A 14,729-nucleotide genomic window follows, 5' to 3' on the forward strand; every position below is an offset into this window, starting at 1 on the left:
CCGGAATCATCAGGCTCCATGTCATAACAGGGCGCCATTTTGCGTCAGAAAGGCCCGCAGGTTCTGATGCCCATCCAAGCGCTACTTGATCCAGGACAAGCCCAGGCCCCAACTTGTGGCCTGAAACCAACACCCGAGGCTAGTCGTAGACCTCGGCTTCGGGGTCGGTGGCTTCGAGTTCATAGCTGGCCGCCAGCATGGCCAGGCGGCCCACCACGCCATACATGTAAAAACGGTTGGGCAGGCTGGCCCCAGGCTTTACCCCTGGTTGGGGCAACTGGGTGCTGTGCTCGAACGCCAGCGGGGCATAGTCCGAGCCCGGGGCGTTCAGCGCCTCGTCCACCCCGCGCCCGGCATGCACCCGGTAATAACCACCCACCACGTAACGGTCCATGGTGTAGATCACCGGTTCGGCCACGGCATCGTTGACATGCTCTTGTGTCATCACCCCTTCTTGCACCATGAAGCCATGCGGCATCAGCGGTGTCTTGCGTTCTTTGACCAGGGTATGGACCCGTTCACTCAAAGCCTGCATGTCCTTGGTGTCACGCACGGTGACGATGCCCAGCTCATGCGTGCCATGGTCGGCCTTGACGACCACAAACGGCTTTTCCTTGATGCCGTATTCCTTGTACTTGCGCCGCACGCGGGTCAGCACCAGATCGACCTGGCCGCGCAGGCAGTCCAGCCCGCTGTCTTGCGACAGATCGACCGCCTCGCACTTCTCAAACAAGGGGTTGATCAGCCAGGGGTCGACCCCCATGAGTTTGCCCAGCCGTTTGGCCACTTCCTCGTACGCCTTGAAGTGGTTGCTTTTGCGCCGGGTCGGCCAGCCTGCGTGCAAGGGAGGCAGCAGGTACTGCTCAAAAATCTCTTCCAAAATGCCGGGCACACCGGCGCCCAGGTCGTTGTTGAGCAGGATGGTGCAGGGGTCAAAGTCTTTGAGACCCAGGCGGCGTTTGCCGCGAATCACCGGCTCCAGGGTGACAGACGAACCACTTGGCAGATCCAGGGTGATGGTTTTCTTGAGGGCCGGGTCAATCGAACCCAGCCGCACATTCAGGCCCGCCATGTTGAAGATACGGGTGAGCTGAACCAGGTTTTCGAGATAGCGGACGCTGTGCGGGCCGTTTTTGGGAACAACCAGCAGGTTGCGCGCTTCGGGGCAGATCTTTTCGATCGCGGCCATGGCCGCCTGCACGGCCAACGGCAGCATTTCCGGGGTGAGGTTGTTCCAGGCGCTGGGGAACAGCCGGGTGCTCACCGGCGCAAGCTTGAAACCCGCGTTGCGGATGTCGACCGAACTGTAAAACGGTGGGGTGTGCTCCATCCATTCCAGGCGGAACCAGCGCTCGATGGCGGGCATGGAGTCCAGCACACGCTGCTCTAACTCGTTGATGGGGCCCGTCAATGCGGTAATAAGGTGAGGGACCATGGACGACCTTGCGAAATAGTTGCTTTGATTTTAGGTCGGGGCGATGTCGCTCCAACCCACCTGACGTGACAATCTGTCTGGCACCGGCTCAGAGCAGGCTGCGGCCCGATAGTTCCAGACCCAGCCCCCGTTGGCTGTCGCCCAGCACACACAAGCGGCTCACCCGGGTCAACACTGGCTCATGTCCGAACTTCGCCCTGCCCCAGAACCACGTACTTGAGCGAGGTCAGGCCTTCGATGCCGACCGGGCCACGCGCATGGAACTTGTCGGTGCTGATGCCAATCTCGGCACCCAGACCATATTCAAAGCCGTCAGCAAAACGCGTGCTGGTGTTGACCATGACACTGGCTGAGTCCACCTCGCGCAAAAAAGCTTGCGCATGCACATGGTCACGCGTCAGGATGGCGTCGGTGTGGTGGCTGGAAAAGTGGTTGATGTGGGTTATGGCCTCGTCCACACCAGCCACGATCTTGATGCTGATGATGGGTGCCAGGTACTCTTCAAACCAGTCAGCCTCGGTGGCAGGTGCCAGTTTGAATGCTTCTCCATTTATAGCATCATGCCCTTGATTAACGAGGGCTTGAGCACAGTTTTCTTTATAAGACTGCAGCAAAGCCAGCGCCTCAGGATCGCAGCGCATCTCGACCCCTTTGGCGGCGTAGATGGCGGCGATTTTCGGCAAAAACTCGGCGGCCACGCCGCGCGCCACCAGCAGGCTCTCGGTGGCATTGCACGGGCTGTATTTGTTGGTCTTGGCGTTGTCAGCCACGGTCACGGCCTGGTCGATGTCACACGGGTCATCCACATAGGTGTGGCAATTGCCGTCCAGGTGTTTGATGACCGGCACCTTGGCGTCGCGGCTGATGCGCTCGATCAGCCCCTTGCCACCGCGCGGAATGATCACATCCACAAACTGTGGCATGGCAATCAGCTGGCCCACCACCTCGCGGTCGGTGGTCTGCACCAGCTGCACCGCGTTGTCTGGCAAACCGGACTCGGACAAGGCCTGCTGCACCAGCCGCGCCAGCGCCTTGTTGGAGTCAATCGCCTCGGAGCCACCGCGCAGGATGCAGGCGTTGCCACTTTTGATGCTCAGTGAAGCGGCTTCAATCGTCACGTTCGGGCGGCTCTCGAAAATCATGCCAAACACACCAATCGGCACCCGCATCTGGCCAACCCGGATACCGCTGGGTTGCTCCTTCAGCCCGATGATCTCGCCAATCACATCGGCCATGGCGGCCAGCTGCTCGCAGCCCTGGGCGCAGGTCTCGATCACCTTGGGCGTGAGTTTGAGCCGGTCCACCATCGGCGCCGCCAGCCCGGCGGCCAACGCGCGCGCGATGTCTTTGGCGTTGTCGGTCTGCAAAGCCTCCACATTGCTGCGCAGCAGCGCCGCCAGTTTTTTAAGAGCTGCGTTTTTGCTAGCTGCTGAGGCTTTTGCCATCAGGGCTGAGGCCTGTTTTGCCTGAATACCCAGGGTCTGGATGTACTCGGAAAGCGTAATCTCGTTCATGCGGGTATTTTGGCACGCGGCAGTGCCAACAGCCAGCCTGCAAAGCACAAGCTGGCGCGCGGCAAGATCGGGCCAAAACCCCGATAACAGACCATCACCCTGGACGGTACCGGATACCGCTGTGTGTCATGGGGAGTCTCCCCCCGGGCAGGCTTGCCGCTTTGTGATGGCCGCATACAATGAGAAGTTGTCCTTGGACGGTCCACCCGGGTGCTCAGAGTGGGCGGTTTGTTTATCAATCTATTGAATATCTGGAGTTATTTGTGTTTATTTCTTCTGCATTTGCGCAAACCGCGCCCGCCGCTGCCGCTTCGGGTGACATGCAATCGACCCTGATGGGCATGTTGCCGCTGGTCCTGATGTTTGTGGTGTTGTACTTTGTGATGATCCGCCCGCAAATGAAAAAGGCCAAGGAACACAAAAACATGGTGGAGTCTCTGGCCAAAGGGGACGAAGTGGTGACAGCCGGTGGTTTGCTGGGCAAGGTGACCAAGCTGACCGAAGGTTTCATCAGCGTTGAGATTGCCAACGGCGTTGAGATCCAACTCCAGCGCAGTTCCGTGGTGCAAGTGTTGCCCAAGGGCACCATCAAATAAGCCGTCTTGAAGCTGGCCTTGGCCAGCGTTTTGTTATCTGAAGGGCGGTCATGAATCGTTACCCGGTCTGGAAATACGTGATCATCGTGATCGCGTTGGTGGTTGGAGCGCTGTATGCATTGCCCAACTTTTTTGGTGAATCCCCGGCGGTGCAGGTGTCTGCCGCCAAAACACTGGTCAAGGTAGATGCCAACACCTTGGCCCAAGTGGAGGCGGCCTTGAAGGCAGCCGAGATCACGGTGGACCAAGTTGTGCTGGATGGCACATCGATCAAGGTGCGCCTCAATGACACCGACGCCCAACTCAAGGCCAAGGACGCCATTCAAAGAGCCCTGTTGCCCGACCCCAGCAACCCCGCTTATGTGGTGGCCTTGAACCTGGTCTCGCGTTCACCGGCCTGGCTCACGGGGCTGCATGCGGCGCCGATGTACCTTGGTCTGGACCTGCGCGGTGGTGTGCACTTCATGCTGCAGGTGGACATGCAGGCGGCTTTGAGCAAACGCGCGGAGTCGCTCTCGGGTGATGTGCGCACCAGCTTGCGTGAAAAGAACATCCGGCACAGCGGCATCAACCGCGAAGGCCAGACCATCGAGATCAAGTTCCGGGACGCGGCCACCCGCACACTGGCGCAAGCGGTGTTCCAGGACCAGTTCACCGATCTGCAAACCGCTGAGTCCGCCGACGGCGTGGACTTCAAACTCACCGCCTCCATCAAGCCCGATGCCGCCCGGCGCATCCAGGACCAGGCCCTCAAACAAAACATCACCACACTGCATAACCGTATCAACGAATTGGGTGTGGCTGAACCGGTGATCCAGCAGCAAGGCCTGGACCGCATCGTGGTGCAACTGCCTGGTGTGCAGGACACGGCCAAAGCCAAAGACATTCTGGGGCGCACCGCGACCCTGGAAGTGCGTATGGTGGACGAAAGTGCGGAGGCACGCGGCGCTGAAGCCGGTACCGGCATGGTGCCCTTTGGCTCCGAGCGCTACCTGGAACGCAGCGGCCAGCCCGTCATTGTGAAAAAGCAGGTCATTTTGACTGGCGAAAACCTCACCGACGCCCAACCGGGGTTTGATGGCCAGACACAGGAACCCACGGTCAACCTGAACCTCGACGCAAAAGGCACTCGGATCTTCCGCGACGTGACCCGTGAAAACGTGGGCAAACGCATGGCGATCCTGCTGTTTGAAAAAGGCAAAGGCGAAGTGGTCACCGCCCCGGTGATCCGCACCGAAATTGGCGGCGGTCGGGTGCAAATCTCGGGCCGCATGACCACGATGGAAGCCAACGACACCGCGCTGTTGCTGCGCGCAGGCTCCTTGGCCGCGCCGATGGAAATCATCGAAGAAACCACCATTGGGCCGAGCCTGGGCGCTGAGAACATTGCCAAGGGCTTCCACAGCGTCGCCTGGGGTTTCCTGGCGGTGGCGGTGTTCATGTGTCTCTACTACATGCTGTTTGGTATTTTCTCGAGCATTGCGCTGGCATTTAACCTGCTGCTGCTGGTGGCTCTGCTGTCGATGTTGCAAGCCACCCTGACCTTGCCAGGCATGGCGGCCATGGCTCTGGTGCTGGGCATGGCGATTGACTCCAACGTGTTGATCAACGAACGTATCCGTGAGGAGCTGCGTAACGGCGCCTCTCCGCAAGCGGCCATCCACACCGGGTATGACCGCGCCTGGGCCACCATTTTTGACTCCAACATCACCACCCTGATTGCGGGCCTGGCGTTGCTGGCCTTCGGTTCGGGGCCGGTGCGGGGGTTTGCCGTTGTGCACTGTTTGGGTATCATGACCAGCATGTTCTCAGGCGTTTTCTTCTCTCGTGGCTTGGTGAACCTCTGGTACGGGCGCAAAAATCGGCTCAAGAGTGTCTCCATCGGTACCATTTGGCGGCCTGAATCTGGCGCCACCATCAAAGCGGAATAAGGGAGAACACGATGGAGTTTTTCAGAATCAAGCGTGACATCCCGTTCATGCGCCATGCTCTGGTGTTCAACGCGGTGTCCTTGGTCACCTTTTTGGCCGCCGTTTTCTTCCTGTTTTCCCGTGGTCTGCATCTGTCGGTGGAATTCACCGGCGGCACTCTGCTGGAAGTCACCTACGCCCAGCCTGCCGACGTGGGTGTGGTGCGCGACACGGTGGCCAAACTGGGTTTTGCCGATGTACAGGTGCAAAACTACGGCACTGCCCGTGATGTGCTGATCCGCTTGCCCGCCCAAAAGGGCGTGAGTTCGGCACAGCAAAGCTCCCAGGTGATGACCGCGTTGAAGGCCGTGGATGCCAGTGCCAGCATGCGGCGCACCGAATTTGTCGGCCCGCAGGTGGGTGATGAACTCGCTGCTGACGGCCTCAAGGCGCTGGCTTTTGTGGTGGTGGGCATCATGATCTACCTGGCGATCCGCTTCGAATGGAAGTTTGCGGTGGCGGCGATCATTGCCAACTTGCATGATGTGATCATCATCATGGGGTTTTTTGCCTTCTTCCAGTGGGAGTTTTCCCTGCCTGTGCTGGCTGCGGTGTTGGCGGTGCTGGGCTACTCGGTCAACGAGTCGGTGGTGATTTTTGACCGGATTCGTGAGAACTTCCGTCGTTATCGCAAGATGAACACGGTGGAAATCATCAACAACGCCATCACCTCCACCATCAGCCGAACCATCATCACCCACGGTTCGACCCAGATGATGGTGTTGTCGATGCTGCTGTTTGGCGGCGCAACCTTGCACTACTTTGCGCTGGCGTTGACCATCGGTATCCTGTTTGGCATTTACTCCTCGGTATTTGTGGCCGCATCGATTGCGATGTGGCTGGGCATCCAGCGCGAAGACCTGGTCAAGGGCACCGTGGTCAAGAAAGACACCGACCCGAACGATCCCAACGCAGGAGCCACGGTCTAAGCCGTTGTTTTGAGCATGGCCACCACAGCGCAAACGCCCTCGCAAATGCAGTTGTCTGCACGCGTGCGCCAGCGCCTGGTGTCTCAGACCGGCGCCTCCCTCAACAGCTTGCTTGCCAAGGTACAGGAACGCTTAACGCAACTGATGGATGAGGCGGCGCCATCACGTGAAGTGCAGGTGCGTCGAGATGCCTGGATGGCTTTTCAACGCCAGAAGACGCGTTGGCTTGATGGCACCCTGTCTGCCTGGGAGTCGGCGCTGCTTGCCGAAAAAAAAACGGCCCAGCCATCGAGCCGGGCTGCGTTGGCCGCCGATTTTGAGTTGCAGGGCACGGATGAGGTGGAGAACAAGATCATCGCATCCCGCATGGCGCTGAACCTGATGGAAAAAGGCGCCGAACCGGTCAATGACCTGCGCAAGCGACTCAAGTACCTCAACAACAACCAGGCCTTGTCAACACGCGATATTGTTCACCCTGAGGTCTTGTTCCTCTTGCTGGTGGAGCAATGGGAGGCCGCCGATCTGTCGCGCGAAGCCTTGCAACTGGTGTCGACGGTGGTGCAACGTCATTTCAATGAACACCTGGAGAAAGCCTACACCGCGTGCAACGAGGAACTCATCAAGCTGGGTGTGCTGCCGGTGATCGAGTTTGGGGGCCCCACCAGCGCATCCTCCTTGGAAGACGAACGCGAACCGCACGCCCAGGTGCCAACACCACAGCCCCCGCCCGCCCCCAACCAACAACGCCGCGCTTCCGATCAACCTGGGGGGGCCAACCCGGCGGAACAAAGACGCAGCGGCGGTGTGCGGATAGGTTCACCCGCCGGACGGGTTGGCGGCATCTATGGGCGCGCCCAAGGTCTGATGGAGCAGGTGGGCCGTTTGCTGAGTGGGGCGTTTCTGGAAAATCCACCTGCAGCAGGAGGCTTGAGCGGCGCGTCTGCTTATGCCGCCCAAGGGTTTGTGGGTGCGGAGGGCTACCCCGGGCAAGCCGTGGTCAGTGGCCCCGGTGGGATGCTGTTGCCTGCGTCAGGCGCAGGCGCCGCGCGCCTGGCCTACGCCGGACCGTCCGCCCCCCTGATGATGGCCATGGCACAGCAACCCCGGCTGCAGGAAGTGCAGTTTGTCACCACGGACGGTGGCAGGCAGGTTGTGTACCCGGTGGCAGTGGCCCAGGTTGCTACCGAACTGCGGCAGTTGTCCAGCGAACTCAAGGGCAAGGCCGAAACCGACAATGAAAAAGCCATCATCGAACTGGTGGCCTTGATGTTTCAGTCGATCCTGCAGGAGGATCGTATTCCGCCGGGTGCACGGGTCTGGTTTGCGCGGCTGCAAATGCCGGTGTTGCGCATCGCCCTCGCCGACCCGGACTTTTTCAACAAGCTGGACCACCCGGCGCGCCAACTGATTGACCACATGGGCTCGTGTGTGCTGGGCTTTGACTCGAGTGGCATCAGCACCGACGCGCTGGAGACCGAAATCAAGCGTGTGGTTCAGGTGGTGGAGCAGTACCCCGAGACGGGTGACCGGGTCTACCGACGAGTCTACGAAGAGTTTCAGCAGTTCCTGAAAAAACACCTGGCCAAGAAGCCGTCGACGCAGAAGGTGATGGGGGTGGCCGAACAGCTGGAGCAGAAGGAAACGCTGGCGATCCAGTACACCATTGAGCTGCGTGACCAGCTCAAGGACATGCCGGTGCGTGAAGAAATCCGCTCCTTTTTGTTCAAGGTCTGGACCGAGGTACTGGCGGTGTCCACGGTGCGCCAGGGCAAGCAGCATGAGGAAACCCTGCTGCTGAAAAAGACCGCCACCGACCTGATCTGGGCGGCCAGCGCCAAACCCAACCGGGCCGACCGCACCAAGGTGATTGCCGGTCTGGCCGCCCTGTTGCAAAACCTGCGCGACGGCATGAACCGACTCGGCATCGTGCGAGGTGCCCAGGAAGTGCACATCAAAATCATCAGCGACACCCTGGCCGATGCCTTCATGGCCAAAACCGAAACCGTCGCCGATGCGCAGATCCAGGCCCTGGCCAAACGGCTGGCAGAGTTGGACGACTACATCAGCGACGATGGTGGTGAAGAGCTGCCGCTGGACACCGAAAACATCGAGGAACTGCTGGGTTTTGAAGCATCCGAGCTGGATGTGGTCAGCGAAGGCGGTGAGACCGCCAGCCAGGACATGGCCGAGTGGGCACGTGAACTGGCACTGGGTTCGTGGTTTGCCCTTAACTACAAGGACGTCACGGTGCAGGTGCAGTATGTCTGGCGCAGCCCCCTGGGTCACCTGCACCTGTTCTCCAACAACGTCGGTCACAGCTACCTGTTTCAGACCGCGCGCCTGGCCGCCTATTTGCAGGCCAACCTGCTGACACCGCAGGAAGACGAACCCCTGACAGCGCGGGCGACCCGCTCGGCGCTGGATGAGATCCACGCCCATCCGCAGCGCCTGCTGGGCTGAGGCCTCAGTTTGCTAGGCGTGTGCTCTGGCTGTCGCAGAGTTCGTCCAGCACCAGCACATCTGGCGTGCGGCGCAGGCCCCAGAACACCATCAGCACAATCAGTTTGAGATCGTCCACACCGATGGGACCCGGGCCAGCGGCGGTGACCCGGTCCATCACCAGCTCCAGCTCCAAGGTGGACAGCGCACCCACCGACACCAGAAAAGCCAAAAATCCCCAACCGGCCACACCGAGCCGAGTCCACTCTGGCTGCGACAACACCCGCATCGCGGCGGCACCGGGCAGCGGGGGCACGGCAGCCACAGGGGTCTCGGGCAGCTGTCGCGTGGCGAATCTCAAGTCCTCCAGCCACAACAACGCAGCGTCGACTTCGTTGGCGGCGAAGCCCTGGGTGTTCAAGCTGCGGTGCAAAGCCAGCAGTTCAGGGCATGCATCGCTGTCAAGGTAGTTGTCGTAAACAAACGCGAGGACTTCAAACATGGCCTCAATATACCGCCGCCCGATCACCCCTAACCCTCAAACTGGGCCGGGAATCAGACCTCAGTCGCCCTGGCGTTGAAACAGGCCACCCGCCAGCCGCGCCACCAAGCCGTCCAGCTCCAAACCCATCAACTGGGCTTGGAGATCGGCGGTGGTAAGCCCGGTGCGGGCTTGCAAGGCCTCCAAGCCAACCGGGTCAAAGCCCATGGCCATCAGCAGCGGGGAACTGTGAGGGAAATCGGCCTCGGCCCTGACGTCCTCTGGGTCACCAGCTACAACGGTTGTAGCTATTGGCAAACGACCAGGCCACCGCAACTCCTCCAGCACATCCTGCGCCGACTCGACCAATTTGGCGCCCTGTTTGATCAGCGCATGGCAACCACGTGACTGCGCGGCGTGAATCGACCCGGGAATGGCAAACACCTCGCGCCCCTGTTCGGCCGTGAGGCGCGCGGTGATCAGGGAGCCCGATTGCAGCGCGGCCTCCACCACCAGTGTGCCCTGCGCCAGCCCGGCAATCAAGCGGTTGCGTTTGGGGAAATTGGCGGTGAGCGGTGGGGTACCCAGCGGGTACTCACTCAGCAGCAGCCCGTGCTGGGCAATGCGGTGCGCCAAATCCCGGTGCGCCCGAGGGTAAACACGGTCCAAGCCAGTGCCCACCACCGCAACGGTGACGGCCTGGTGGCTGGCACTGGCGCCGTCCAGCGCGCCTTCGTGGGCGGCACCGTCAATGCCCAGCGCCAAACCACTGACCACGGTCAACCCGGCCTGGGCAAACGATTTGGCAAACAGACGCGCGTTGGCAGCACCTTGGGGCGTGGGGTTGCGGCTGCCCACCATGGCCAGGCTGCTGCTGGTGTCGATGGTGTTGCAAGTCGCTATGTTTTCAGCAGCTATCTGTCCTTTATCCAAAAGGGCTGGAGGCCTATTTTCCTTGAACGCTGCGTTGCCCAGCAGGTACAGCATCAACGGCGGATCGTCCAGGTTCAGCAAGGCATTGGGATAAAGCACATCACCCAGTGTGGCAACCTGACGGCGTAGGCCGTGTTCTGCGTCCTGCTGCAGCCAAGTCCAGGTGCGCTCCAGCAGCTCAGCCAGTTGGGTCGGTTCGGTGCCCAGTGCCTGGGCTCGGGCGGGACTCACCACCTGTTTCAAGGCGGCGCTGCTTTGTTCAAAGATCGCCTGCGGCAGACCAAAAGCGGCCAGCAGTTTGCGGGCACTGTCGTTGCCCACGCCCGGGGTCAGGCTCAGTCTCAGCCAGGCAGCTAGTTCGTCACGTTCCACAACGTTGCGTGTGTCTGTGGCTCAAGCCAGAGGGCCTGCGGCGCCGATCAACGCGGGTTGACGAGCCGGTCACCCACCTTGACACCGCTGACAATGTCCAGCACCAAGCCATAGGACAGCTTGTCGAAGGTGCGAAACACCATCAGCAAACCGTTGCGCTCATCGGGCAGCTTGATGTTGGTCAGCGCCTGATCGGTCTTGTCAACCATGCGGGCGCCGCTCTGCAAAATAGCCAGCACATGCCCATTCTCCAGCCCGTCCAGGCTACCTTTGTTGAGGATCACCACCTGGTTTTGCGCCGCATTGACCACGCCCGTGCCGTAAATCGAGACGATGCGTGCATCCACCGGGCTGGCCGGGGCGTGGGGTACATAGTTCAGCAACTGCCGGGGTGGTTCAGGCAAGAGACGGTCACCGACGCGGATTTCTTCCTTCACATCCACAACGTCGAAGGTCGCAGGGATCACCTCTGAGGGCGCGTCGACCGCTGACGTGGCCGAGGCCTGAGCCCCTTCGCTGCGTGCCAGCAAGGCTTTGCCCAGGTAAGGCGCCTCAAAACCCAGCACTTCCCCGGTCACCGGGTCTTTCAGCGGCTTGGTGTCGCGAAAGATGCGGTAGGCTTTTTGTTTTTGCGTCGGGTCATCCATCAGGTCGCCCGAGCTGCTGCGCACATAAGCGCGGTCACCACGCGTCAGGAACACCCGGCCATCCTGGGTGGCAACAATACGCGGGGCCTGGTTCATGGTCTGATCGTCCACCACGATGCCCTCGGACAGGAAGGGTTCGATCAGGTGGTATTGCACGGTGGGCAAGGCGCTACCGGCCAGCCCTTCAATGCGCGTGCGTGGTGACAGCCTCACCGTGGGGGTGCCGCCGCCATTGTTGGCCTGGGTGCTGAGCCGGGCTCGGCCATTAGCGGTATCCAGATACAGTGTTTGCCCTGGGTAAATCAAATGCGGGTTACGAATGTCGGCCAGGTTCATGCCCCACAACTCGGGCCAACGCCAGGGCGATTTCAAGAACAGGCCGGAAATGGACCACAAGGTATCGCCCGACTGGATGGTGTAACTCTGCGGCGCATCAGGCCGCAGCTCGGTCAAGGCCACCCCGGTTTGTGCAACCTGGTTGGCGGTGGCACGCTGCTGCGCGGTGACGGGAAAGTTCTGCGCCTGGGCAGCCCCAGCGGCCAGCCAGCCAAACGCCAGCGTGACACAAGCCAGAGGGGTGACTGCTGCTCGAAGGAAAGTATGAGGCATGTGGTTCGTACCTTGTTGTATCGCGTGAGATTTTGCGCCCAAGCCCTTGATTGGACAACGATTCTCACCCGGCGATTGTGCAACCAGACAAAAATATAGCGAAAATAACGACATCGCAGGACACATACTATGGCATTACTGACAATTATTTGCTACCCAGACACCCGGCTGCACACGGTGGCCAAACCCGTGGTGGCGGTGGATGACCGCATCCAGACACTGGTCGATGACATGCTGGAAACCATGTACGAGGCCAACGGTGTGGGGCTGGCCGCCACCCAGGTCGATGTGCATGAACGGGTGGTTGTTCTGGACACCTCGGAGGGGCGCGACAGCCCGCTGGTGGTGATCAACCCCACGCTGGTCTGGACCAGCCCCGAAACACACCTCAACGAAGAAGGCTGCCTGTCGGTGCCCGGCATTTACGATGGTGTGATACGCCATGATGCGGTCAAGGTCGAGGCACTGGACCGTGAAGGCAAATCCCGCGTGATCGAAGCCGATGGCCTGCTCGCGGTGTGCCTGCAACACGAGATGGACCACCTGCTGGGCAAGGTGTTTGTCGAGTACTTGTCGCCACTCAAACGCAACCGCATCAAGACCAAATTACTCAAAGCGCAGCGCGACGGCCGCGTTGCCAAGCTGGTTTGAAGCTGGTTTTTGCCGGTACGCCGGAATTTGCCGCCGTTGCACTGGCCAAGCTGCTGGCGGCGGGCCACCAGATCACGCTGGTGCTGACCCAGCCGGACCGCCCGGCCGGGCGCGGCCTCAAATTACAAGCCTCCCCGGTCAAACAACTGGCCATGCAACATGGCATCCCCGTGGCCCAGCCGCGCAGCCTGCGACTGGATGGCAAGTACCCCGATGAGGCGCAAGCGGCCCACGCGCTGCTGCAAGCCGCGCAAGCAGACGCGATGGTGGTGGCCGCCTACGGCCTGATCCTGCCGCAGTGGGTGCTGGATCTGCCCCGGCACGGCTGCTTCAATATCCACGGCTCCTTGCTGCCGCGCTGGCGTGGTGCGGCGCCGATCCACCGCGCCATCGAGGCCGGGGATGCGCAAACCGGCATCACCATCATGCAGATGGACGCCGGGCTCGACACCGGCGACATGCTTCTGGCACAAGCGCTGCCGATTTTGGCCACCGACACCACCGGCAGCCTGCACGACCAGCTGGCAAACCTGGGTGGGGTGTTGATGGTGCAGGCACTGCAGTTGTTGCAGCAAGGCGCACTCCAGCCGGTGCCCCAGCCCACGGAAGGTATCACCTACGCGACCAAGGTCGAGAAGGCCGAGGCGGTGATCGACTGGCGCCAGAGCGCAGAGACCATCACCCGGCGGGTGCGGGCCTTCAACCCGGCACCGGGTGCCAGCACCTTGCTGGCCGGTGAGCCGCTCAAGGTGTGGGCCGCTTGCATCGGCCCGGGTCAACCCTCGGCCGACCAAGTTTGCGGGCAAATTGTGGCTGTAGCCCAGGACCACATTGCCGTCGCTGCTATGGATTCCATTGTCCACATCACCGAACTGCAACGCGCCGGTGGCAAACGCCTGAGCGTGGCCGACTTCCTGCGTGGTGTGCCGCTGCGGCCTGGTACGCAGCTGGGTTAGGTTACGCCCGTGTTTTTGAAGCCCTCTTTGTTCCGGCACCCCGAATTTCGGGTGGGGGTGATGGATGCACTGGGGGCGGCACCGGGATTGGCCGCCTGGGCGCTGATGACCGGTGTGGCCATGGTGAACTCGGGGCTGAGTACCTTTGAGTCCCTGTTGATGGGCCTGATTGTGTTTGCCGGCAGTTCGCAGCTGGCCGCCATTCCGCTGATCGCCGCTGGCGCACCCGCCTGGGTGGTGCTGGCCACCGGCTGGTGTGTCAACCTGCGCTTTGTGGTGTTCAGCGCCCACATGCGTCCCTATCTGATGCATTTGCCACTGCGTGAGCGGCTGCTCACCGGTTATCTGCTGACCGACCTGAGTTATGTGCAGTTCACCCGGCGTTACCCGCAGCATGGCAACAGCCCGGAGCAGCTGCAGGCACAGCAGGCCTATCTGGCGGGCAACTGCGGGCTCAGCTGGGCCTCCTGGGAGAGTTTCACGGTGCTGGGCATTGTGCTGGCGGGCCTGATCCCGGCGAGCTGGGGTCTGGGTTTTGCCGGTATTTTGGCGCTGCTCGGGGTCTTGTTGTCGCTGGCATCGAGCCCGCTGCGCTGGGTCAGCGCCGGTGTCGCCGGAGCCGCTGCGGTGGCGGCATTTGCCTTGCCCTTCAAGCTCAACATCCTGGTGGCGATTGCCGCTGCGGTGGCCATGAGCCTGATGCTGGAGGCGGCCCAGCGGGCCAAAAACACCCAGGTGGAGACCACGCCGTGAGCGCCGAAACCGATCTCTGGACCGTGCTGGTGATCCTCGGTCTGACCGCCATCACGGTGTTGACACGTTCGCTGTTTTTCCTCTCCAGCCGCCCCTGGCAGTTGCCCGGCTGGGTGCAACGCGGTTTGCAATATGCACCGATTGCAGCCCTGGCGGCGGTGATTGTTCCCGAACTGGTCATGACCCAGGGCCAGTTCATCCACAGCTGGCAAGACGCCCGGCTGTTTGCCGCGCTGGCAGGTACGGCCTGGTTTCTGACACACAAGACCCAGCGGCAGGCGGTGCTGGGCACGATTGTGGTGGGCATGCTGGTGTACCTGCCGCTGCATTTGCTTTTGGGTTGGTAGAAGCCCTGACGGCGCCGCAACGGGGCGGCCCCTAGAATGGACTGAGCCCCTCTGACACCCACCGCTGGCTTGTCCAGACGTGTTTCTGGGGCTGGCT

13 protein-coding genes are annotated in these 14,729 nt (G+C 61.2%); 8 read left to right on the plus strand and 5 right to left on the minus strand.

What is annotated here, in order from left to right:
* Window positions 1–139: 139 nt before the first annotated feature.
* On the minus strand, window positions 140–1,435 hold the full coding sequence (gene gshA / locus FDG13_RS02420; RefSeq protein WP_180125194.1) for a glutamate--cysteine ligase: 1,296 nt from the start codon (window positions 1,433–1,435) through the stop codon (window positions 140–142).
* A 179-nt stretch (window positions 1,436–1,614) separates the two neighbouring features.
* Entirely contained in the window at window positions 1,615–2,949 is a 1,335-nt protein-coding gene (locus FDG13_RS02425; protein ID WP_180125195.1) for a glutamate-5-semialdehyde dehydrogenase, read from the minus strand.
* A 263-nt stretch (window positions 2,950–3,212) separates the two neighbouring features.
* Between FDG13_RS02425 and yajC the strand changes: the two genes are divergently transcribed.
* The 4 genes from yajC to FDG13_RS02445 are packed head-to-tail and all read left to right on the plus strand — an operon-like array spanning window position 3,213 to window position 8,904.
* Window positions 3,213–3,545, plus strand: coding sequence for a preprotein translocase subunit YajC (yajC, locus tag FDG13_RS02430; protein ID WP_180125196.1), 333 nt, complete (start codon window positions 3,213–3,215; stop codon window positions 3,543–3,545).
* Window positions 3,546–3,595: 50 nt separating this feature from the next.
* Window positions 3,596–5,476, plus strand: coding sequence for a protein translocase subunit SecD (secD, locus tag FDG13_RS02435; protein WP_180125197.1), 1,881 nt, complete (start codon window positions 3,596–3,598; stop codon window positions 5,474–5,476).
* An 11-nt stretch (window positions 5,477–5,487) separates the two neighbouring features.
* A complete protein-coding gene (gene secF, locus FDG13_RS02440) occupies window positions 5,488–6,444 on the plus strand; it encodes a protein translocase subunit SecF (protein ID WP_180125198.1) in 957 nt (318 codons plus the stop codon).
* 15 nt (window positions 6,445–6,459) lie between these two features.
* Window positions 6,460–8,904 carry a DUF1631 family protein gene (locus tag FDG13_RS02445; protein WP_180125199.1) on the plus strand — a complete coding sequence of 815 codons (2,445 nt, stop codon included), beginning with the start codon at window positions 6,460–6,462 and terminating at the stop codon, window positions 8,902–8,904.
* A 4-nt stretch (window positions 8,905–8,908) separates the two neighbouring features.
* Here FDG13_RS02445 and FDG13_RS02450 read toward each other — a convergent pair whose 3' ends face one another.
* The 3 genes from FDG13_RS02450 to FDG13_RS02460 are packed head-to-tail and all read right to left on the minus strand — an operon-like array spanning window position 8,909 to window position 11,925.
* Window positions 8,909–9,385, minus strand: a complete 477-nt coding sequence (locus FDG13_RS02450; protein ID WP_180125200.1) for a DUF494 domain-containing protein — start codon at window positions 9,383–9,385, stop codon at window positions 8,909–8,911.
* Between the two features lie 60 nt (window positions 9,386–9,445).
* Window positions 9,446–10,669, minus strand: a complete 1,224-nt coding sequence (gene dprA, locus FDG13_RS02455; protein WP_180125201.1) for a DNA-processing protein DprA — start codon at window positions 10,667–10,669, stop codon at window positions 9,446–9,448.
* 47 nt (window positions 10,670–10,716) lie between these two features.
* Window positions 10,717–11,925 carry a LysM peptidoglycan-binding domain-containing protein gene (locus tag FDG13_RS02460; RefSeq protein WP_180125202.1) on the minus strand — a complete coding sequence of 403 codons (1,209 nt, stop codon included), beginning with the start codon at window positions 11,923–11,925 and terminating at the stop codon, window positions 10,717–10,719.
* A 129-nt stretch (window positions 11,926–12,054) separates the two neighbouring features.
* Here FDG13_RS02460 and def point away from each other — a divergent pair, with 129 nt between their 5' ends.
* The 4 genes from def to FDG13_RS02480 are packed head-to-tail and all read left to right on the plus strand — an operon-like array spanning window position 12,055 to window position 14,632.
* On the plus strand, window positions 12,055–12,576 hold the full coding sequence (gene def, locus FDG13_RS02465; RefSeq protein ID WP_180125203.1) for a peptide deformylase: 522 nt from the start codon (window positions 12,055–12,057) through the stop codon (window positions 12,574–12,576).
* On the plus strand, window positions 12,573–13,532 hold the full coding sequence (gene fmt / locus FDG13_RS02470) for a methionyl-tRNA formyltransferase (protein ID WP_180125204.1): 960 nt from the start codon (window positions 12,573–12,575) through the stop codon (window positions 13,530–13,532). The genes def and fmt overlap by 4 nt, the downstream gene beginning before the upstream one ends.
* 9 nt (window positions 13,533–13,541) lie before the next feature.
* The gene (locus tag FDG13_RS02475) at window positions 13,542–14,285 is read left to right on the plus strand and encodes an AzlC family ABC transporter permease (RefSeq protein WP_180125205.1); all 744 of its coding nucleotides are present in this window, start codon (window positions 13,542–13,544) and stop codon (window positions 14,283–14,285) included.
* A complete protein-coding gene (locus tag FDG13_RS02480; RefSeq protein ID WP_180125206.1) occupies window positions 14,282–14,632 on the plus strand; it encodes an AzlD domain-containing protein in 351 nt (116 codons plus the stop codon). Before FDG13_RS02475 ends, FDG13_RS02480 begins: the two co-directional genes overlap by 4 nt.
* The last annotated feature ends 97 nt before the right edge of the window (window positions 14,633–14,729 follow it).

This window comes from Rhodoferax sp. BLA1, from assembly GCF_013416775.1.
In the GTDB taxonomy this organism is placed as follows: Bacteria; Pseudomonadota; Gammaproteobacteria; order Burkholderiales; family Burkholderiaceae_C; genus Rhodoferax.

Bases quoted from the DNA above. Each gene is read 5' to 3' on its own strand.
- gshA (WP_180125194.1), bottom strand. From the start codon at position 1,435: ATGGTCCCTCACCTTATTACCGCATTGACGGGCCCCATCAACGAGTTA.
- FDG13_RS02425 (WP_180125195.1), bottom strand. From the start codon at position 2,949: ATGAACGAGATTACGCTTTCCGAGTACATCCAGACCCTGGGTATTCAG.
- secD (WP_180125197.1), top strand. From the start codon at position 3,596: ATGAATCGTTACCCGGTCTGGAAATACGTGATCATCGTGATCGCGTTG.
- secF (WP_180125198.1), top strand. From the start codon at position 5,488: ATGGAGTTTTTCAGAATCAAGCGTGACATCCCGTTCATGCGCCATGCT.
- FDG13_RS02445 (WP_180125199.1), top strand. From the start codon at position 6,460: ATGGCCACCACAGCGCAAACGCCCTCGCAAATGCAGTTGTCTGCACGC.
- FDG13_RS02450 (WP_180125200.1), bottom strand. From the start codon at position 9,385: ATGTTTGAAGTCCTCGCGTTTGTTTACGACAACTACCTTGACAGCGAT.
- FDG13_RS02460 (WP_180125202.1), bottom strand. From the start codon at position 11,925: ATGCCTCATACTTTCCTTCGAGCAGCAGTCACCCCTCTGGCTTGTGTC.
- def (WP_180125203.1), top strand. From the start codon at position 12,055: ATGGCATTACTGACAATTATTTGCTACCCAGACACCCGGCTGCACACG.